At 70.5% G+C, this 20702-nt stretch carries 16 protein-coding genes; 6 read left to right on the forward strand and 10 right to left on the reverse strand.

Annotated features, from left to right (window positions below; translation table 11 throughout):
- Nucleotides 1–51 precede the first annotated feature (51 nt).
- Genes KIH74_RS12275 through KIH74_RS12285 form a run of 3 tightly spaced genes read right to left on the reverse strand, consistent with a single transcriptional unit; the run spans nucleotide 52 to nucleotide 5493 of the window.
- Entirely contained in the window at nucleotides 52–1590 is a 1539-nt protein-coding gene (locus KIH74_RS12275) for a maltokinase N-terminal cap-like domain-containing protein (protein WP_214155999.1), read from the reverse strand.
- Nucleotides 1587–3359 (reverse strand): maltose alpha-D-glucosyltransferase, encoded by a 1773-nt coding sequence (gene treS, locus KIH74_RS12280; RefSeq protein ID WP_214156000.1) that lies wholly within the window; start codon nucleotides 3357–3359, stop codon nucleotides 1587–1589. Before treS ends, KIH74_RS12275 begins: the two co-directional genes overlap by 4 nt.
- 1 nt (nucleotide 3360) lies before the next feature.
- A complete protein-coding gene (locus tag KIH74_RS12285) occupies nucleotides 3361–5493 on the reverse strand; it encodes an alpha-1,4-glucan--maltose-1-phosphate maltosyltransferase (protein WP_214156001.1) in 2133 nt (710 codons plus the stop codon).
- A gap of 507 nt (nucleotides 5494–6000) precedes the next feature.
- Here KIH74_RS12285 and glgP point away from each other — a divergent pair.
- Nucleotides 6001–8595 (forward strand): alpha-glucan family phosphorylase, encoded by a 2595-nt coding sequence (glgP, locus tag KIH74_RS12290; protein WP_214156002.1) that lies wholly within the window; start codon nucleotides 6001–6003, stop codon nucleotides 8593–8595.
- Nucleotides 8596–8648: 53 nt separating this feature from the next.
- Here glgP and KIH74_RS12295 read toward each other — a convergent pair whose 3' ends face one another.
- Genes KIH74_RS12295 through KIH74_RS12305 form a run of 3 tightly spaced genes read right to left on the reverse strand, consistent with a single transcriptional unit; the run spans nucleotide 8649 to nucleotide 11464 of the window.
- Nucleotides 8649–9659, reverse strand: a complete 1011-nt coding sequence (locus KIH74_RS12295; RefSeq protein ID WP_214156003.1) for a transporter substrate-binding domain-containing protein — start codon at nucleotides 9657–9659, stop codon at nucleotides 8649–8651.
- Nucleotides 9660–9689: 30 nt separating this feature from the next.
- Nucleotides 9690–10460 carry an amino acid ABC transporter ATP-binding protein gene (locus tag KIH74_RS12300; RefSeq protein ID WP_372492040.1) on the reverse strand — a complete coding sequence of 257 codons (771 nt, stop codon included), beginning with the start codon at nucleotides 10458–10460 and terminating at the stop codon, nucleotides 9690–9692.
- On the reverse strand, nucleotides 10457–11464 hold the full coding sequence (locus tag KIH74_RS12305; protein ID WP_214156004.1) for an amino acid ABC transporter permease: 1008 nt from the start codon (nucleotides 11462–11464) through the stop codon (nucleotides 10457–10459). The genes KIH74_RS12300 and KIH74_RS12305 overlap by 4 nt, the downstream gene beginning before the upstream one ends.
- 172 nt (nucleotides 11465–11636) lie before the next feature.
- Between KIH74_RS12305 and KIH74_RS38555 the strand changes: the two genes are divergently transcribed.
- Entirely contained in the window at nucleotides 11637–12362 is a 726-nt protein-coding gene (locus KIH74_RS38555; protein WP_308113736.1) for a GNAT family N-acetyltransferase, read from the forward strand.
- A gap of 146 nt (nucleotides 12363–12508) precedes the next feature.
- Nucleotides 12509–13648, forward strand: coding sequence for an FAD-dependent oxidoreductase (locus KIH74_RS12315; RefSeq protein WP_214156006.1), 1140 nt, complete (start codon nucleotides 12509–12511; stop codon nucleotides 13646–13648).
- A gap of 66 nt (nucleotides 13649–13714) precedes the next feature.
- On the opposite strand, the gene KIH74_RS12320 is transcribed toward KIH74_RS12315, so the two are convergent.
- From KIH74_RS12320 to glgX, 3 genes are all read right to left on the reverse strand, one after another.
- Entirely contained in the window at nucleotides 13715–14248 is a 534-nt protein-coding gene (locus KIH74_RS12320; RefSeq protein ID WP_214156007.1) for a hypothetical protein, read from the reverse strand.
- Nucleotides 14249–14365: 117 nt separating this feature from the next.
- Nucleotides 14366–15559 (reverse strand): AAA family ATPase, encoded by a 1194-nt coding sequence (locus KIH74_RS12325; protein ID WP_214156008.1) that lies wholly within the window; start codon nucleotides 15557–15559, stop codon nucleotides 14366–14368.
- A gap of 62 nt (nucleotides 15560–15621) precedes the next feature.
- Nucleotides 15622–17790 (reverse strand): glycogen debranching protein GlgX, encoded by a 2169-nt coding sequence (glgX, locus tag KIH74_RS12330; RefSeq protein WP_214156009.1) that lies wholly within the window; start codon nucleotides 17788–17790, stop codon nucleotides 15622–15624.
- Nucleotides 17791–17899: 109 nt separating this feature from the next.
- On the opposite strand from glgX, the gene KIH74_RS12335 reads away from it, so the two are divergent.
- On the forward strand, nucleotides 17900–18364 hold the full coding sequence (locus KIH74_RS12335) for a T3SS (YopN, CesT) and YbjN peptide-binding chaperone 1 (protein WP_214156010.1): 465 nt from the start codon (nucleotides 17900–17902) through the stop codon (nucleotides 18362–18364).
- 177 nt (nucleotides 18365–18541) lie between these two features.
- Complete coding sequence (locus KIH74_RS12340; protein ID WP_214156011.1) at nucleotides 18542–18691, forward strand: hypothetical protein; 150 nt, start codon at nucleotides 18542–18544, stop codon at nucleotides 18689–18691.
- Here KIH74_RS12340 and KIH74_RS12345 read toward each other — a convergent pair.
- Entirely contained in the window at nucleotides 18648–19586 is a 939-nt protein-coding gene (locus KIH74_RS12345; RefSeq protein ID WP_214156012.1) for a hypothetical protein, read from the reverse strand. The genes KIH74_RS12340 and KIH74_RS12345 overlap by 44 nt on opposite strands.
- A gap of 109 nt (nucleotides 19587–19695) precedes the next feature.
- Between KIH74_RS12345 and KIH74_RS12350 the strand changes: the two genes are divergently transcribed.
- Nucleotides 19696–20670, forward strand: coding sequence for a class I SAM-dependent methyltransferase (locus KIH74_RS12350; RefSeq protein WP_214156013.1), 975 nt, complete (start codon nucleotides 19696–19698; stop codon nucleotides 20668–20670).
- Nucleotides 20671–20702: the final 32 nt, after the last annotated feature.

A 20702-nucleotide genomic window follows, 5' to 3' on the forward strand; every position in this document is an offset into this window, starting at 1 on the left:
GAAACAGCGATGCCCCCGGCCGTCGGCCGGGGGCATCGACGCGGAACGGCCTCAGCGGGCCGCGGACCTCGCCGCCAGAAGACGGCCGACCGCCCGCAGCGGCACCTCGACCCAGCCCGGCCGGTGCCGGGTTTCGTAGACCACCTCGTACAGGGCCTTGTCGAGTTCCAGCGCCCGCAGCAGGGCGGCGTCGTCGCGCGGGTCGCGGCCGGCCTGGGCGGCGTACCCGTCGAGGTAGGCCTCGCGGCACTCCGACGCCCAGGTGGAGGCGGCCAGCGACCGCGGGTCGTCGTCGGCCAGCCCGAGCACCGAGTGCCGGGCGGCGTAGTCGAACGAGCGCAGCATGCCCGCCACGTCGCGCAGCGCCAGGTCCGGATCGCCCCGCTCGGCCAGCGGCCGCAGCGGCTCGCCCTCGAAGTCGAGCAGCACCCAGCCCCGGCTGTCGGAGTGCAGGGCCTGACCCAGATGCAGGTCGCCGTGCACGATCTGGAGGTCGGGAGCCCGGTCGAGGTGCCGCACCTGCTCCACCACCCCACCCGCCGCGGTGGCGTGATCGGCCAGCGCCGGAGCCGCCTCCAGTGCCCAGGCCAGCCGCTGCTGGAGGTGGTCGGCCAGCGCGTTCAGCGTGGCCGGCGTGCTCGGCCGGGTGGGCAGCGCCGCCGCCAGCGCGGCGTGCACCGCCGCGGTGGCCGCGCCCAGGTCGGACGACAGCCGGGCGAAGGTCTCACCGTCGGTGACGGCACCGGTCGCGATGCGCCAGCCGTCCGAGCTGCCCGCCACGAACTCGGCCGCCGCGGACAGATGGCCCCAGGCCGGCTGACCGCCGGGCTGCACCCACTCGCCCTCGACCCAGCCGACCAGCCGGGGCACCCGCTCGTTGCCGGCCCGGGCCAGTGCCCCCGGCACCACCACGTCCGGGTTGCGCCCGGGCTGGAGCACCCGGAAGAGCTTGATCATCACCGGGTCCGAGCCGTCGGCCCCGACGATGATCGACGTGTTCGACTGCTCGCCCGACAGCACCTTGGCCGGCCGGTGCGGGTCGGGCGGGGCCTCACCCGCCCGGCGCACCCCCCGCACCCGGCTGCGCGGCGTGCCGGCCTCGGACATCGCCTCGGCCGAGCGCGCGATCAGCTCGGTCCACGCCGCCACGAAGTCCGGGTCGTGCGGCGCGTCGTACACATAGCGCGGCCCGTCGTGCGTGCGCAGCTCACCCAGCAGCGCGTGGGCCAGATCGGGCACCGGCTCGCTGCGGTAGGTCAGCGGCACCTGGTAGGTGGCCGCCCCCGCGTCGCTCGCCGGGGCACCGGCCGGCAGCGCGCTGATCAGGTGCACCACGATGCCGACCGGCCGTTCGATCACCGACTCCGGCACCGGCACGTTCTCGGTGGACGACGACGGCAGCGGGAACTCGCCGGTGGCGGGTTGTACCACCGACGGCTCCGGCACCGGCGGGACCAGGGTGATCTGGCCCGCCGGCGCCAAAGTCACCCCGCCGTGACCGGCGGAGAACCACCGCTGCCTGGGCAGCCAGCTGGCCAGCAGTCCGGCGACATCGACGACACCCGTCGATGGGCTGCCGGGCTCATTCATCGGGCGGCTCCTGCACTCGCGCTCGCGGCGACGGAATTTCCGATGGAGGGTGCGGTCGGGTCGACCGCGGGGGTGATGGACAGCCAGTAGAAGTCCCGCGACCCCATGGTCAGGTTCAGCTCACCGTTCTGCGGCACCGGCTTGAACCCGGTACCGCCGAAGATGTCGCTGATCTCGTGGTCGGCCGTCCAGTGCGGCAGGGCCAGGGTGGTGGCCTGCGCGGTGCGGCTGAGATTGTTGACGCACAGCAGGATCTCCGGCGCCGCCCCGGTCTCCAGGTCACCCTGGAACACCCGCAGGAACGCCAGCACCGCCGGGTTGTCGGCGTCCACCGGCTGGTAGGTGCCCATGCCGAACGCCGGGTGCTCGCGCCGGATCTGGAGCATCGAGCGCACCCAGTTCAGCAGCGAGCTGGACGTGGACAGCTGCGCCTCCACGTTCACCGCCGCGTAGTGATACTGCAACGACTGCACGGCCGGCAGGTACAGCTTGCCCGGGTCGGCGGTGGAGAACCCGGCGTTGCGGTCGGGCGTCCACTGCATCGGGGTGCGCACGGCGTCGCGGTCGGGCAGCCAGATGTTGTCGCCCATGCCGATCTCGTCGCCGTAGTACAGCGTGGGGCTGCCCGGCATCGACAGCACCATGGCGTGCGCCAGCTCGATCTCCGCGCGCGAGCCGTCGAGCAGCGTCGCGAGTCTGCGGCGGATACCGATGTTGGCGCGCATCCGCGGGTCCGGCGCGTACCAGCCGTACATCGCCGCGCGCTCCTCGGTGGTGACCATCTCGAGCGTGAGCTCGTCGTGGTTACGCAGGAACGTGCCCCACTGACCGCCGGCCGGGATGTCCGGCGTCTCGGCCAGGATGTCGATGATCGGCTTGGCCTTCTCGTCGCGCAGCGCGTAGTAGATACGCGGCATCACCGGGAAGTGGAAGCACATGTGGCATTCCGGCTCGTCGTCGGTGCCGAAGTACTCGACCACGTCCTTCGGCCACTGGTTGGCCTCGGCGAGCATGATCCGGCCCGGGTACTCGTCGTCGATCGTGGTGCGCAGCTTGCGCAGGAAGTCGTGGGTCTGCGGCAGGTTCTCGCAGTTGGTCCCGTCCTCCTCGAACAGGTACGGCACCGCGTCCAGGCGGAATCCGTCGATGCCCATGTCCATCCAGAACCGGACGACGTCGAGGATCGCCTCCTGCACGGCCGGGTTCTCGAAGTTCAGGTCGGGCTGGTGGCTGAAGAACCGGTGCCAGAAGTACTGCCGCCGCACCGGGTCGAAGGTCCAGTTGCTGGACTCGGTGTCGACGAAGATGATCCGCGCGTCCTGGTACAGCTCGTCGGTGTCGCTCCAGACGTAGAAGTCCCCGTACGGGCCCTCCGGGTCGTTGCGGCTGGACTGGAACCACGGGTGCGAGTCCGAGGTGTGGTTGATCACCAGGTCGGTGATCACCCGCAGCCCCCGGGCGTGCGCCTGCGCCACGAACTCCTGGAAGTCCGGCATCGTGCCGAACTCCGGCAGCACGGCGCAGTAGTCGGCGATGTCGTAGCCGCCGTCGCGCAGCGGGGACGCGTAGAACGGGGGCAGCCACAGGCAGTCGACGCCGAGGGACTGGATGTAGTCCAGCTTGCCGATCAGGCCGGTGAAGTCGCCGGAGCCGGACCCGTTCGAGTCGGCGAAGGCGCGCACCAGCACCTCGTAGAAGACGGCCTTGCGGTACCAGTTGGGATCGTTGTCGAGTCCGGGATGGATACCCGCGCCAATGTTCCTGGGCAACTCAGAGCCTCCTGACGTGGAGGACGTGGGCGGGCTGGAAGTAGGGGTCGAGACGGACGAAGTTGTGTTCCTGCCACTGGTAGGTCGTACCGGTGATCAGGTCTTCGGCGACGAACGCGTCGAACCAGTCCAGGCCCAGCTCGGGCATGTTCAGGTGCACGACGGTCTCTCGGGTGTTGTGCGGATCGAGGTTGACGACGACGATGAGCACGTCCTCGGGGCCACCGCCCGTCTCGCTCGACTCCAGCCGCCGTGAGTAGGCGATGACCTGCTCGTCGTCGGCGACGTGGAACACGGTGTTGCGCAGGCGGTGGAGCGACTTGTGGTTCCGCCTGATGTCGTTCAGCCGCGTGATGTACGGCGCGATCGAGCGGCCGTGGTTCGAGCCGCCCGGTTCGTAGCTGCCCCAGTCCCGCGGGCGGTACTGGAACTTCTCGCTGTCCAGATACTCCTCACGTCCGGGGAGCGGTGCGCCCTCGCAGAGCTCGTAACCGGAGTACATGCCCCAGCTCGGCGACAGGGTGGCCGCCAGCACCGCCCGCAGCTTGAAGGCCGACGGACCGGCGTTCTGGAGGAAGTCGTGAAGGATGTCGGGGGTGTTAGGCCAGAAGTTCGGCCGCATGTAGTCGGCACTTGAGCCGGTCAGCTCGGTGACGTACTCGGTCAGCTCGGCCTTGGTGTTGCGCCAGGTGAAGTATGTGTAGGACTGGTGGAAACCGACCTTGCCCAGGGTGTGCATCATCGCCGGGCGGGTGAACGCCTCGGCCAGGAACAGCACCTCCGGATGGGTGGCGTTCACCGTGCGGATCAGCCACTCCCAGAACGACACCGGCTTGGTGTGCGGGTTGTCCACCCGGAACACCTTGATCCCGTGGCCGATCCAGTGCTCGACCACCCGCAGCACCTCGGCGCCCAGGCCGGCCGGGTCGTTGTCGAAGTTGATCGGGTAGATGTCCTGGTACTTCTTCGGCGGGTTCTCGGCGTAGGCGATGGTGCCGTCGGCGCGCGTGGTGAACCACTCCGGGTGCTCCTTGGCCCACGGGTGGTCGGGCGCGCACTGGAGTGCCAGGTCGAGCGCGATCTCCAGGCCGAGGTCGTGCGCCGTCTTCACGAAGTGGTCGAAGTCGTCGAACGTGCCCAGGTCGGGGTGGATCGCGTCGTGCCCGCCCTCGTCCGAGCCGATCGCCCAGGGCGAGCCCGGGTCGCTCTCGCCCGGCGTCAGCGTGTTGTTCGGGCCCTTGCGGTTGACCCGGCCGACCGGGTGGATCGGCGGCAGGTAGACGATGTCGAAACCCATCGCCGCGGCCGCGGCCAGACGCGGTTCGGCCTGCCGGAAGGTGCCGGAGATCCAGCGCCCGTTCTCGTCCAGCCGGGCGCCCTCCGAGCGCGGGAACAGCTCGTACCAGGAGGAGTAGAGCGCCCGTTCGCGCTGCACCTCCAGCCGCAGCACCGGTGACGGCGACACCAGGTCGCGCAGCGGGCTCTCCGTCAGGGCGCCCTTCACCTGCAACGACAGGCCGGCCGCCAGGCGCTCGGAGACCGACCGGTTGCTGTTGCGCAGCACGGCCGCGGCCTCGGTCAGGTTGAGCATCGGCTTGCGGCGCTGCTTGGTCTCCTTGACCGCGCGCTCCATCAGCCGGGCGCCCTCTTCGAGCATCAGCTCGACGTCGACGCCCGAGCCGATCTTGATCACGGCATCGTGTTCCCAGGTGGCGTAGGGATCGCTCCAGCCCTCGACCAGGTAGGTCCACATGCCGGGCCGGTCGGGTGTCAAAGTCGCGTGGTAGCGGTCGGTCCCGGGTTCGCCGGGGGTCATCCGGACCTCGCTGTGGCGTCTGCCGTCGGGGTCGACGAGCACCGCGGTGGCGGCCACGGCGTCGTGGCCCTCGCGGAACACGACGGCGCTGATCTCCACCGCCTCGCCGATCACGGCCTTGGCGGGCCATCTTCCGCCGTCCACCGAGGGCTTCACGCCGGTGACCGGGATCCGCCCGATGCCGGGACGGCCGTAGACCACCTGCGTGCTCTCACCCTTGCCCTCGGCGAGATACGGCGCCTGGTAAGGGGTGACGCGTGCCGCGAAGCTGGCGTCCCTGCCGTTGTACTCGCCGGACGTGCTGGTCTGTGTCTCCATGCGTTTACCCGTTCCCGCGACGCCTGAGGTGCGGCCGATCTGATCAAAGCCACTGTGGAGGCTCATGGACGCTTCCGACGACCTTCCCGGCGAGGCAGTCCGGCCCCCGCCACCTTTAACCCAACACCTGACAAACGAGGTCTGCTGCGTACCAGACTCGACCATGACGGGGGGTCCCCGCATTTCCACCGCGCCGCCGCCCCCGTGCCGTACGTCACCGTTCACCTGTCTTCCGCCCGGTATCCACCTCGAGCGCGGACGGCCGGGCGCGGTGACGTACCCGTCGGGGCGGCCCGGGTGCATCGGATGCCGCACGGGCGGCACCAGGAACCATGGTGACGCCGCAGGCAGCCGCTGGCCCAGATCCAACCAGACGGTAGTTTCGTGGTGATCACTGCGGTGCTTCAAAACCTATCGGCACACCCGGGGTGAAACTTCTTGCGAGTTCTGCAAGAGCTTCGCGATCTCGCCGGGTGACCGGCGCCGTCGCGGTCTAGGCTGCCCAGGGTGAGAGCGATCCGCCGATTCACCGTCCGGACCGTCCTGCCCGAGCCGCTCGCGGCCCTGGCCGAGCTCGCCAGCAACCTCCGATGGTCCTGGCACCGGCCCACGCTCGAGCTGTTCGCGTCGCTGAGCCCAGCCCGCTGGGAGGCCGCACGCCGCGATCCGGTGGCCATGCTCGGCTCCTTCTCGCCGGAGGAGCTGCTCACCCTGGCCGAGGACGAGCAGTTCGTCGCCCGGGTCGACGAGGCCGCCCGCGACCTGCACGCCTACCTCACCCAGGACCGCTGGTACCAGTCGCTCGACGCCGAGCTGGCGGCCGAGAACCGGGAGCCCGCGCCCCGCTCGATCGCCTACTTCTCGCCGGAGTTCGGCATCACCGCGGTGCTCCCGCAATACTCCGGGGGCCTCGGCATCCTCGCCGGTGATCACCTGAAATCGGCCAGCGACCTGGGCGTTCCGATCGTCGGGGTGGGCCTGCTCTACCAGTTCGGCTACTTCGAGCAGTCGCTCACCCGGGACGGCTGGCAGCGCGAGGACTACCCGGTGCTCGACCCGGACGAGCTGCCGATCTCGCTGCTGCGCGAGGCCGACGGCTCGCCCGCCGAGGTCACCGTGACGCTGGCCGGCGGCCGCCCGCTGGTGGCCCACGTGTGGAAGGCGCAGGTCGGCCGGGTGCCGCTGCTGCTGCTCGACTCCGACCACGAGGCCAACGACGAGCCGGCCCGGGCCGTCACCGACCGGCTCTACGGCGGCACCCCGGAACACCGCCTGCACCAGGAGATCCTGCTCGGCGTCGGCGGCGTGCGCGCGCTGCGGCTGTGGAGCCGGCTCACCGGCGCACCGCAGCCGGAGGTGTACCACACCAACGAGGGGCACGCCGGGTTCCTCGGCCTGGAACGGATCAGCGAGCTCACCGGCACCGGGCTGACCTTCGAGGAGGCCCTCGAAACCGTTCGCGCCGCCACGGTGTTCACCACCCACACCCCGGTGCCGGCCGGCATCGACCGGTTCGCCCGCGAGCTGATCATGAGCCACTTCGGCCCGGAGGGCGCCGGCCTGCCCGGCCTCTCGGTGGACCAGGTGCTGGCGCTCGGCGCCGAGACCTACCCGGGTGGCGACCCGGCCGTGTTCAACATGGCGGTGATGGGCCTGCGGCTGGCGCAGCGGGCCAACGGGGTGTCGCAGCTGCACGGCGCGGTCAGCCGGGAGATGTTCGAGGGTCTGTGGCCGGGCTTCGACGCCCCGGAGATCCCGATCACCTCGATCACCAACGGCGTGCACGCACCCACCTGGGTGGACTCGCGGATGATCGAGCTGGCCGAGCGGCACATCGGCCCGCAGATCCGCACCGAGGCCAAGGCCTGGGAGGAGATCGCGAAGGTGCCGGCCGACGAGCTCTGGGCCACCCGCCGCCAGCTGCGCTCCGCCCTGGTGACCGAGGCCCGGCGGCGGATGCGCGGGTCGTGGCTCAAGCGCGGCGCCAGCAACGCCGAACTGGGCTGGATCGACGGCATTCTCGACCCGGACGTGCTGACCATCGGGTTCGCCCGGAGGGTGCCCAGCTACAAGCGGCTGACCCTGATGCTGCGCGACCCGGAGCGGCTGCGCGACCTGCTGCTGCACCCCGACCGCCCGGTCCAGCTGGTGATCGCGGGCAAGTCGCACCCGGCCGACGAGACCGGCAAGCGGCTGATCCAGCAGATGGTGCGGTTCGCCGACGAGGCCGGTGTGCGGCACCGCATCGTCTTCCTGCCGAACTACGACATCGCGATGGCGCAGGCGCTCTACCCCGGCTGCGACGTCTGGCTGAACAACCCGCTGCGCCCGTTCGAGGCCTGCGGCACCTCCGGGATGAAGTCGGCGCTGAACGGCGGGCTCAACCTGTCGGTGCTGGACGGCTGGTGGGACGAGTGGTTCGACGGCGAGAACGGCTGGGCCATCCCGACCGCCGACGGGGTGGAGGACGCGAACTACCGCGACGACCTGGAGGCCGCCGGGCTGTACGACCTGCTGGAGAACGAGGTGGCCCCGCGCTTCTACGAGCGCGACACCGACGGCCTGCCGCAGCGCTGGCTGTCGATGGTGCGGCACACCTTCGCCTCGCTCGGGCCGAAGGTGCTGGCCAGCCGCATGGTGGCGGACTACGTGCGGCAGCTCTACCTGCCCGCCGCCACGGCCGGCCGGGCGATCACCCCGGACCGGGCCCGCGACCTGGCCGCCTTCAAGGGCCGGGTGCGGCTGGCCTGGCCGGACGTGCGGGTGGAACACGTGGACAGCTCCGGGCTCTCGGACTCGCCGCAGGTCGGTGACGCGATGAGCGTGCGTGCCGTGGTCTACCTCGACGGCCTGAACCCGTCCGACGTCGAGGTGCAGGTGGTGCACGGACGGGTGTCGCCGCAAGACCTGATCACCGACTTCGTGGTGCAGGACCTGCGCTGGGCGGGTGCGGCCGACAACGAGCCGGCCGAGGGCCGGCACGTGTTCGAGGGGCATCTGAAACTCCGTCGCACCGGCCCGTTCGGCTACACCGTGCGGGTGCTGCCCCGGCACGAGGGCCTGGCGGCCCCCGCGGAGCTCGGGTTGGTTACGAACGCCTGAAAATTGGGGACGACGATGAGCCCGCGCGGAGCTCACCGTCGTCCCCAATTTTTTCAGGAATTGTCGAGAGGCAGCCCGGGCGGGTTCAGCTCGGACTTCTCCACCGCCTCGTTCTCCAGCTGGTAGGCCTTGAGCCAGGTCTCGTACTGGCCGTTCTCGATCAGGTGGTTGATCGCCTCGGTGAGCGGCTCGGCCAGGCCGTTGTCCTTCTTGGTGGTGGCGGCGATCAGACCCTGCAACGACTCACCCGCGCCCGACCAGGAACCCGCGCTGCGGGTGGGCGTGGTGCCCGAGGAATCGTTCGCGATGTCGTACTGGATACCGGGATTCGGGCCGAAGTAGGCGTCGATCTTGCCGGAGGTCAGGGCCAGCCGCGAGCCGTTGCGGTCGGGGTAGTACTTCACCTCCAGGGTCTTGCCCTCCTTCTCCAGCTTGGTCCTCCACTCCAGCAGGATCTTCTCCTGGTTGGTGCCCGCGCTGGTGGCCACGGTCAGGCCGGCCAGGTTCTCGTAGTCGTCGTCGAACTCCCAGGTGCTGTCCTTCCTCACCTGGAAGGCCAGGTCGTCCTTGCGGTACGAGGCGAAGTCGTACTTCTGCTGGCGTTCCTCGGTGTCGGTGATGTTCGAGAACCCCACGTCGTTGCGGCCGCTGTCGATGCCGACGAACAGGTTCTCCCAGGTCACGTTCGAGATCACCGGCTTCAGCCCGAACACCGCCGCGACCAGGCGGCCGAGGTCGGGCTCGGCGCCGGTGACAGTCTTGGCGTCGTCGCTGACGAACGCCAGCGGCGGGAACCCGGCCGGCAGTGCGCCGACGCCGATCACCAGCTCGCCGCTGTCCAGAACGTCTTTCGGCAGCTTGGCCCGGATCTCCTGCTGCACCTCGACCGGGATCGTGGTCTCGGTGAAGGGCGCGCCGGTGGCCGCGGCGATCCGCACCTGGGTGGTGCCGCTGTTCTTGGCGGCGCCGGTGTCGGCGTCGGCGTCACCGCCGCAGGCGCTCAGGGCCAGGGCCAGGGTGGTGACGGCGGCGAGCAGCACGCCGGGACGGCCGGAAGTGGGCATGGTTCTCCTCAGGTACTGGCGCGGAAGGGTTTACAGGACCTTGCCGATGAACTCGCGGGTGCGCGGATGCCGCGGGTGGTCGATCACCTGCGCGGCCGGGCCGTGCTCGATCAGGCGCCCGGAGTCCATGAAGAACACCACGTCCGCCACCTCGCGGGCGAAGGCGACCTCGTGGGTGACGATGACCAGGGTGGTGCCGGTGCCGGCCAGTTCCCGGATCACCGCGAGCACCTCGCCGACCAGCTCCGGGTCGAGGGCCGAGGTCGGCTCGTCGAACAGGATCAGCTCCGGCTCCAGGGCCAGGGCCCGGGCGATCGCGGCGCGCTGCTGCTGACCGCCGGACAGCTGACGGGGGTAGGCGTCCGCCTTGTCGGCGATCCCGACCCGCTCCAGCAGGGCGAGGCCCTGGCGCCGGGCCACGTCCTGGGGATGCCGCCGGAGGGCCAGCGGCGCCTCGATCACGTTCTCCAGGATGGTCAGGTGCGGGAACAGGTTGAAGTTCTGGAACACGAAACCGATGCGGGCGCGCTGGGCCCGGATCGCCCGGCCACCGAGCTCGTGCAGCCGGCCGTTGCGCTCGCGCACGCCGATCAGCTCGCCGAACACCCGCACATAGCCCAGGTCGAGGCGGTCCAGGTGGTTGACGGTGCGCAGCAGGGTGGACTTCCCCGCCCCGGACGGGCCGATCACGGCGGCCACCTGCCCGGCCCGCACGTCCAGGTCGATGCCGTCGAGCACCCGGTGGGCGCCGTACGACTTGGTCGCGCCGCGGATCTGGACCGCGGCCGGGATCTCGCTCACGCGAACCTCTTCCGGACGGTGGAGCGGAACTTCTGCAACGGCGTGGGCGGGATCGTGCGCAGCGCGCCCCGGGCGTAGTGGCGCTCCACGTAGAACTGCACCACCGACAGCACGCTGGTCAGGAAGACGTACCAGACGGTGGCCACCAGCAGCAGCGGCACGATGTCGCCGGGGTGGGTGGAGGCGAGCATCTGCACGGTGCCGAACAGGTCGAGCAGCGACACGTAGAACAGCAGCGAGCTGGCCTTGATCAGCCCGACCAGCTGGTTCACGTAGGCCGGCACGATGGAGCGCAGGGCCTGCGGCAGCACGATCCGGCGGAACTGCCGGGCCCGGCTCAGCCCGAGGGCGTCGGCCGCCTCATGCTGGCCCTGGTCGACCGAGTGCAGGCCGGCCCGCACCACCTCGGCAGCGTAGGCCGCCTCGTTCAGGCTGAGCCCGATCACCCCGATCACCATGTAGCCGAGCAGGTCGGTGGTGTCGAACGCGGTGAAGACCGGCCCGAACGGGATGCCGATGCCGATCTCGGGGTACAGCGCGGAGAAGTTGAACAGGAACAGCAGCAGCACGATCAGCGGGACGGCGCGGAACAGCCAGATGTAGGTCCAGCTCACGGCTTCCAGCAGCGGGTTGCCCGACAGCCGCATCAGGGCCAGCAGGATGCCGCCGAGCAGGCCGAGCACCGCACTCCACGCCGTGGCCTGGAGGGTGATCCACAGTCCGTCGACGACGACCGGCTGGAAGACGTAGGAGCGGAACCGGTCCCACTGGTAGAAGGGGTTGCTGAACAGGCCGTGCGCGATCTGCGCGCCGATCACCAGGACGACGGCGGAGGCGGCCAGGCGCCACGGGTGCCGCAGCCCGACCACCGGTGCCCCGGTCAGCGGGTCGGCGGTGGAAGACGTTGTGACCGTGGGAGATTCGTGTTCCTGCGGGTCCGGGACGGGACCGGCCCGGGTGCCGAGTGCTTGCTCGGCGGGGGAGTCGGCGCTCAGGGGGAACATCTCCTTCGGCAGCGTCCGGGCAGCGCGGGGCGACGCCGTGACCGGGCGGTTGAGATGGCGAGAAGTGCTGCGAGACAGGTGGGACGCGGGGACGACGACCTACGGAACAGCTTGTGAAGGAAGCTAGGAGCGTGGATTCCTTTTGTCAACCAAATCGGTCATGATTCGTGCTGTGACCGTGACCGAGCCGGCTGTGGCCGGCCTCCATCCACTCGACAATCCCGCCTGGGCGTCGCTCACCGGACCGCACGCGCACCTCGCCGAGGGCACGCCGGACGTGTGGCGGTATCCGCCCGACGTCGCGCCGTTCGTGGCGCTGCCGTCGGTGCCGGGCCCGCAGACCTGGCACGACCTGGCCGGGCTGGCCGGGCCCGGCCAGGTGGTCGCGCTGTCGGGGGCTCCCGGCCTGGTGGACGAGCTGCCCGTCGGCTGGGAGGTGACGACGACGGGGGCCGGGGTGCAGTTGGTCGCCACCGACGCGCTGCTCGGTGCGCCGGACGAGGAGGCGGTGCGGCTCGGTGCCGCCGACGTGCCGGAGATGCTCGGCCTGGTGGCCCGCACCCGCCCGGGACCGTTCCGGTCGCGCACCCACGAGCTCGGTGCCTACCTGGGCATCCGCCGCGGCGGGAGGCTGGTGGCGATGGCGGGGGAGCGCCTGCACCCGCCGGGCTGGACCGAGATCAGCGCGGTCTGCACCGACGAGGCGTACCGCCGTCAGGGGCTGGCCGCCCGGCTGGTGCGCGCCGTGGCCCACGGCATCCGGGAACGTGGCGAGACCCCGCTGCTGCACGCGGCGGCGTCGAACGAGAGGGCGATCAGGCTTTACCAGGCCATGGGTTTCGCCCTGCGTCGGCACACCGGCTTCTTCGGTGTGCGCACCCCGGGCGGTAGGGGATGACACGTGGGGATGCTCACGGTGGGGGGACACAACCTGAGGGGGTGCCGGGTGCGTCTGTATCAAGAGGGGCGTCGCGGGGTTCGAGGAAGACGGTGACGCCGGGGTGGGTCATGGGTGGGGAACACGGATTTTCGGAGGTGGACCGGATGGGTTCGGCGACCAAGGGCGGGCAGGACGCCGACGTCATCGTGATCGGTGGCGGGGCCATGGGGTCGGCGGCGGCCTGGCAGCTGGCCGAGCGCGGTGTCGACGTGCTGCTGCTGGAGCGGTTCGAGCCGGGGCACACGCAGGGCGCCTCGCACGGGGCGTCCCGCATCTTCCGGGTGTCCTACCCCGATCCGCTGCACATCGGCCTGGCCCGTGAGGCGCAGCAGTTGTGGCGTGAGCTGGAGCAGGCCTCCGGGGTCCCGCTGCTCACGGTGACCGGCGGCGTCGACCACGGCACCGCCGACGAGCTGGACGTGCTGCACGACGGGCTCACGGCGGCCGGGGTGGAGAGCCACTGGCTGGGCGCCACCGAGGCCGCGGACCGCTGGCCCGGGCTGCGTTTCGACGGGCGGGCGCTGTACCACCCGGGCAGCGGCCGGCTGCACGCCGACCACGCGGTGTCCGCACTCCAGTCCGTGGCCCGCGGGCGGGGCACGGTGGCCCTGCACCGCACCCGGGTCACCCGGGTCGAGGTGCTGCCCGACGACACCGTGGCGGTCTCCACCGAGCAGGACTTCCAGCCGCTGCGGGCCCGGCGGGTGGTGGTGGCCGCCGGCGCCTGGACCGACCAGATCCTGGCCGGTCTGCTGCCGCTGCCCCGGCTGCGGGTCACCCAGGAGCAGCCGGCCCACTTCACGCCGCTGGGCACCGACGAGAACGACTGGCCCAGCTTCACCCACCGCCGTGCCGGCGCCGCCACGGTCTACGGCATGGGCACACCGGGCGAGGGGGTCAAGGTCGGGCTGCACGGTGTGGGCCCGCGCATCGATCCGGAGCACCGCGACTTCCGGCCCCGCGCCGAGCAGTCGGCCGACCTGCACGAGTACGTGCGCACCTGGCTGCCCGGTGTCGACGCGTCCAGTGCCGTCCCGGTCACCTGTACCTACACCTCCACCGCCGACGAGGTGTTCGTGCTCGACCGGCGCGGCCCGATCGTCGTCGCGGCCGGGTTCTCCGGCCACGGCTTCAAGTTCGTGCCGGCGATCGGCCGCATCCTCGCCGACCTGGTCGAAGGGGCGCCCCCGGTGCCGGAATTCGCCCTCGACCGTCCCCGGCGGGTGGCGCAGCCGGCAGTCTGAACCGAGGACGACGACGAGCTCGGCCAGAGCTCATCGTCGTCCTCAATTTCGGAGATGCTCACCGAATCAGGGGTAGACACCTGTCCCGCCGGTTCTGACCTCGTTGGCGAGAAAGTGCAGTCCGCGCTCCAGCCGAACGAACGAGCTGAGGCCGCCGGCCCGAAGATCGGCGATCCTCATGGCTCGGGTCAACGGAAGCTGATGCACCGTCGGCTTGTAGGGGAGTCCACCCATGAGTTCCATGCTGACCCAGCCCTTTGCGTCCCGAGGGCCTTCCGGGGACGAGGGGATGTTGCGCGGTGATCCCAACGTGCAGATGGGTTTTCCAGCAGGGGAGCGAAGCGTCTTCCCCGTGAGCGACGGGGCCACCGAGATGGCCAAGGTCTCGAATTCGCGGAAGAAGAAGACGATCGCGACCGGAAAACTGAGGCCCTCGTTCCGGACGGCCTGCGCGAATACCGGTGCGTCCTTGGCAGGGCAGGAATCCTCGAGATCGGCCGTGAGGATTGCAGCTGCGGGCTCGAGAGTCGCAGCGATTCTTGCGGCGTTGACCGCACGCTCTGGGGACGAGATGACGTACCTTGGGCTGGAGGACGGCATGGACCAGAAATCTGTGGGTACCACGCCGATGTCCTTACCAAGGCGGAAGATCAGATTCTCGACAGAATCCTGCTCACCATGGCTCTCTGACCACGACCAGGCGGCCGGGAACGGTGGTCACTGAGGACCATCCTCGTCAAAAAGGTCGAGCAGATTCTGTTCTCCGCCGGGAGTGTGGAAGCCGCCAGAACGCAAGATACTTCCCGCAGACAACAGTGAGTCTTTGACAATGGTTCTCTGGTGTTCTGCAACCAGGCCCACGTGGGTGGCGCCATCCCTGCGTTCCACCACCCGGACATCATCCATGTCCAGCAGGTCGAGCAAATCCGGGCTGTGCGTGGTGATCGCGACCTGGCACTTGTGACTTGTAGCCCTGAGGTAGTCGTAGAGCAGAGGCAGGAGCCCGGGATTGATAGTGAGCTCGGGCTCTTCGATCCCGAGGAGCGGCGGCGCCGGGCTCTGGAGCAATGCTGTCAGAATCCCCGCCAGTCGCAGCGTGCCGTCGCTCTCCTGGCCGGCGCTGAACCAGCGCGTCGTGTTACGTATCCGGTGCTCGAACTCGGCGGTGTAGTAGCCACCGGCTGAATCGACACGAATCCCGGTGATGTCACCCGTCACTCTTTCGAGGCCTAATTGCAGGTCGCTGAGAGCGGCATCGTTCAGGGTACGCAGAACTGCACACCAGTTGGATCCGGAATCGTCCAGCGGGGGAGCGACCCCGACGGGCTGTGGTTGCGCCAGTTCGCGAGGAAAGATGCCGTGCACCCTCACCGAGCGCAGGGCTTCGACGATAGGACGGATCTGCGGGTCGCCGGCCAGGGTGGGCAGCACCAGTTCGGTCGGGCTGCCCAGCGGGGCGAGGCCGGCAGGAGCTGCCTTCACCGTGCCGCGGTCAACCACGAGAGAAAGCTGTGACCCATCAGCGAGGAACGCATGCAACGATTCGTTCTCGACCCGGTACGACGCACCCTTGGCTGCGTTGATCTGAAGCTCGTACGACGCGTCCCAATCCGGCGCCTGGAGATCGATGCGTATCTTGATGGCCCGGGGCTTCGTCGGGGCCACCCGCCGCAGGCGATTGATGCCGAGGCGCTTCGAAATGGCAGGCTCCAGACCGAAGGTCAGGGCCTCTCTGAGGAACCGGAAGACATCGAGTACATTGCTCTTGCCTGACCCGTTCGGTCCCACGAACGCAGTGAAATCCCCGAATTCGACGGTCACGTCGTCGCTGAGAGAACGATAATTCGACACTCGGAGCCGAGCGACCCGGGCCGTTGGCACAGCGTCGCCGGGTGGTGCTTCGATCGTCATGTGGCTCCCAGCCGTGACTCCGTCCTCTGACATTTCTTACGCAGGAACATTACTTCACGTCATTACCGGGCCACGTACAACCGCATCGAGTCCGGTGACGGCTCGATCTCGGTGGCCGGGGGCAGCACCGCGGAGCCGCCCGGCGCCGGCGGCCGCGGTTCGGCGCTGTCCCACAGCAGTTCGTAGGAACTGAGCGGGGGCACGTCCGGCAGAATGACCGTGGGCGGTTTCGACGCGCCGGCGATCACCAGCAGCAGCGAGCCCGTGGTCTCACCCGGCCCGAGCGGCGCGGAGCCGGGGGCGGGCTCGGCGAACAGCACCTGAAGCATCCGGCGCTGGGCGTCCGACCAGTGCGCCATCGTCATCTCGGAGCCGTCCTCGGCGAACCAGCCCACGTCGCGCAGACCGCCGGGCCCGTGCTCGCCGCTGAAGAAGCGCGAGGGGTGCACGGCGGCGAAGCGCTGGCGCAGCGAGATCAGGTGGCGGGTGGTGGCGAGCAGGTCCTGCTGCCACTCCTCCAGCTCCCAGTCCAGCCACGACACCGGGCTGTCCTGCGCGTAGGGATTGTTGTTGCCGCCCTGGCTGCGGCCGAACTCGTCACCGGCCACCAGCATCGGCACGCCGGCCGAGAACAGCAGCGTGCCCAGCATGTTCCGGATGTTGCGGCGGCGGGCGGCCACGATCACCGGGTCGTCGGCCGGCCCCTCCACGCCGTGGTTCCAGCTGCGGTTGTTGTCGGTGCCGTCGCGGTTGTCCTCGCCGTTGGCGTGGTTGTGCTTGACGTCGTAGGCGGTCAGGTCGGCCAGCGTGAAACCGTCGTGGGCGGTGACGAAGTTGACCGACGCCAGCGGCCCCCGGCCAGGGGCGAAGGTGTCGGCCGAACCGGCGATCCGGGTGCCGAGATCCCGCAGCCCGCCAGGGATCTCGCCGTTCGCCACCCGGGCGCCGGAGGTCAGCCAGAAGTCTCGTACGTCGTCGCGGTAGCGGTCGTTCCACTCGGCGAACGGCGGCGGGAACTGACCGGTGCGCCAGCCGTCCGGGCCGACGTCCCAGGGCTCGGCGATCAGCTTGGCCCCGGCCAGCACCGGGTCGACGCGCATGGCCACCAGCATCGGGTGGTCGGAGTGGAACTCGTTGCGGCCCCGGGCCAGGGTGGGGGCCAGATCGAACCGGAACCCGTCCACGTCCATCTCCTGCACCCAGTACCGCAGCGAGTCCAGCACCAGCTGCACCACCCTGGTCTGCGTGGCGTCGAGACTGTTGCCGCAGCCGGTGAAGTCGATGTCGCGGCCGTCGCCGTCCAGCCGGTAGTAGGTGGCCGCGTCGAGCCCGCGGAACGACAGCATCGGGCCGATCACGCCGGCCTCGCAGGTGTGGTTGTAGACGACGTCGAGCAGCACCTCCAGCCCGGCCGCGTGCAGCGCCTGCACCATCTGCCGGAACTCGTCCACCACCGCGGCCGGGTCGGTGGTGGCCGCGTAGGCCGGGTGCGGGGCGAAGAAGCCCAGCGTGTTGTAACCCCAGTAGTTGGTCAGGCCGCGCGCTTCCAGGTGCGCCTCGGAATGACTGGCGTGCACCGGAAGCAGCTCGACCGCGGTCACGCCGAGGCCGGTCAGGTAGTCGATCGCGGCCGGGTGGGCCAGCCCGGCGTAGGTGCCGCGCAGCGCCTCCGGCACGCCGGGCAGGTTCTTCGTCAGGCCGCGCACGTGTGCCTCGTAGATCACCGTGCGGGCCCACGGCGTCCTCGGTTTCGTGCTGACCAGGTTCGAGGGAGTGGGCATGACGATGCCGTGCGCCGCGAACGGCGCCGAGTCGCGGTGGTCGGGACTGCGGTGCGGGCCGATCAGGTCCGGGCCGACCTGGTGCCCGTACAGCTCGGGCCGCAGGCGCTCGGGCGGCACGACGGCCCGGGCGTACGGGTCGAGCAGCAGCTTGGCCGGGTTGTGCCGGTGCCCGCGGCGCGGGTCCCAGGGCCCGTGCACCCGGAAGCCGTAGCGCTGGCCGGGGCGCACGTCGGGGACGAATCCGTGCCAGATGCCGTAGGTCTGGTTCGGCAGATCGATCCGCCGTTCGCTCCAGCGGTCCCCGTCTTCCGGCGCATCGGGCTCCAGCAGGCAGAACTGGACCCGGTCGGCGTGCGCGGCCGCAACGGCCACGTCGACACCGCCGTCCCGGACCTGCACGCCGAGCGGGTACGGCAGAGACCGCTGCGTCCGCGTCACCGATGTCACCGGTCCAGTCTGCCGGAATCCGGCCCGCCCGGCCGGGTGTGGGGCGACCACTCGGCGTCATCCGGTGTCGACGTCGCGCGTCCGGGTGAACCGACTAGGGTTTGGGAGCATGACCGATCCCACGTCGCTGCCCTCCTTCCCGCCCCCGCCGGACGAGCACCCGCTGCGCGGCAAGGTGCTGGACGCCCTGATCGACGAGGGCCAGCAGCCGCGCATCGACGAAGACGGTGACGTCGCCGTGTCGGTGCAGGAACAGATGCTGTTCGTGCGGTGCCTCGACACGCAGCCACCGATGATGCGGGTGTTCGGCCAGTGGCTGCTCGACGACTCGATGGCCGGTGACGAGATCACCCGGCTGCGGGCGGCCAACGCGGTCACCAGTGCGCTGAACCTGGTCAAGGTCACGGTGAACGCCGACCGGCTGGCCGTGGCGGTGGACCTGATCGTGTCCGACGGCACGGACCTCGGCCCGCTGCTGAGCGCCACCCTCGAGGCCGTGCTCGGCTCGGTGCGCACGTGGCACCAGACCGTCACACAGCTGCTGGAGCAGGCGAATCCGGCCGAGGGCTCCTGACATCGGCCGGTTCAGTGGCCCGCCCGCTTGAGTTCCTGCCGGTGGACGCCGAGTAGCCCGAGAGCCGCCGAACCCGGGTGAGGCATCTCATCCGCTGTCCCCTTCCGGGGCGAGTGGGTAGGGTCGGGGATTTCCGGGCAATTGGTGTTGACTGGATCGGGCAAGCACGGGAGCGGCGTGGCAGAGCTCGTGACCCTCGACCTGGCCCCCGGTCAGGAGATCGAACGTGGCCTGAACTCCGGCCTGTTCGCGACCAAGGACCGCGCCCCGGGCACCGCCTCGTTCATCGGGAACGGCCCGGGCAAGGCAGAATTCGAAGGACGTTGATGACTGACGAGACGGCGACCGGCACCCCCCACGACGACGCGGGCGCGTCATCGGGGGCGAGCAGTCCGACGGGGCCGGCGGCCGGTTCCGTCTCGGGCGGGACGACGGGTGACGCCCCGCCGGCCAAGGCCCCGGTGCGCAAGCCGCGGGCGGCGAAGGCCGCACCGGGCGAGGCGGCCAAGCCGGCCAGCACGCGCAAGCCCACCTCGAAGCGCGCCCCGGCGAAGAAGACCACCCCCCGCAAGACCACCCCGAAGACGCCCGCCGCCCCGGTGGGATCGGCCGCTCCGGTGGAGTCGGCTTCTGCGGAGTCGGTTACCTCGGCAGGGTCGGCCGCTTCTGTGGATTCGGCTGTTCCTGCTGTGTCCGCTGCGCCGGTCGCCCCGACGGCGGAGGTGCCGGACCAGGTTCTGGCCGCCGCCGAGGCAGCGAACGCCGCGGTGCCGGACAGCGCTGTGCTGGACAACGCGGTGGTGGACAGCGCAGTGGTGGACAACGCAGTGGTGGACAACGCGGTGGTGGACGGGGCAACGGTGGACGCTGCCCCGGCGAGCTCTGCGGTGGCGAATTCCGCGGGAATGCCGAAGCCTTCAGGTATCTCGGGTGCCTCGAAGCCTTCGGTGGTGCCGGAGCCCTCGATGGCGCCGAAGCCTTCGGTGGTGCCGAAGCCGTCGGTGGCGCCGAAGCCCTCGACGGCGCCGAAGCCTTCAGCGGCGCCGAAGCCGTCGGTGGCACCGGAGCCCTCGACGGCGCCGAAGCCGTCGGACCTCTTGAAGCCCTCCGGGCTGCCGGGAGCTGCGGCCGGGTCGAAGTCTTCCGTCGAGTCGAAGCCGTCGGAGGTGACCGGGTCGGCCGCCGCGCCGAAACCGGCCATCACTCCGAAACCGTCGGCCACGCCGGAGCCGGTCGGTGTTCCCGGGCCCGCGGACGTCTCGGAGGCCACGGACGCGACGGACCTGCCGAAGTCGGTTGCCGGCCAAGAGGAATCCGCCGAGAGGGCGAGGGTGAACCTGGCCGGGACCTCCTCCGGCAGCGACACGGCCGCACGGCCCGCGAGCGCGGCCGCGAACGGCACGGCCACGCCGGCCGCCGACCGGGCGGAGGGGAAGAAGGAGACTGCCGCGTCGTCCGTGAAGCGTTCTCCCGCAACGGGTTCAGAGGGTGGGCGGGGGCTTTCGTCGTCCACTGCCGGAAAGGGCGCCGAGGGGGCGGGGTACGCCCGGGACCGGTTCGCCGGGCTGGTGGGCGCACGGGTTCTGCGGCGCGAGAAGATGCCCTACGGTGACGCTCTCGAGGTGGGGGCCGGGTCGACGTTCGGGTTCTCGCTCGGGCTGTTGCAGTCGGGCGTCGTGAACCGGCTCTGGATCAGCGATCTCGCCACCTCGGCGCTGGCCGCGGCCCGACGCCGCTCCGAGCAGCTGGGGCTGGGGATCGCGGGCGACGAGCTGGCCGACCCGGAGATGCTGCCGTTCGACGACGCCAGCTTCGACCTGGTGGTGGCGCACGCCCTGCTGCACCGGCGGATGGATCCGGCCGGCACCCTGACCGAGGTGCTGCGCGTGCTGCGGCCGGGCGGGCGGTTCGTGATCACCGGCGAGTCCACCCGGGTCAGGGACTGGGCCTCGCCCGGGTTCGTGCGCACCGAGGGCGGTGCGGGACGGGCCGGGATGTCCCGCGCGGGCAAGGCCCGGGCGCGGCTGCCCGAACGTCTGCGCACCCTGACCGGCGCCCCCGATGCCTCGCCGACCGTGCCCGACCGGCTGGTCGAGGTGGCGGCCGAGGCTGGGGCCCGCGAGGTGAAGGTGAAGCCGGAGGAACTGCTGGCCACCGTGCTGCCCTACCCGGGCGCCGAGCCGGGACCGGCGGTGATCCGCTCACGCGAGCGGCTGGCCGTGCTCGACCGCAAGCTCTCCCAGGTGCTGCCGGTGACGGCGTTCCCGACGGTGGGCCTGACCGGCGTCCGCGCAGAACCAGTGTGAGGTGAGCAGGGGCGCTCAACGTCGCGCGCCCG

Source organism: Kineosporia corallincola (assembly GCF_018499875.1).
In the GTDB taxonomy this organism is placed as follows: Bacteria; Actinomycetota; Actinomycetes; order Actinomycetales; family Kineosporiaceae; genus Kineosporia; species Kineosporia corallincola.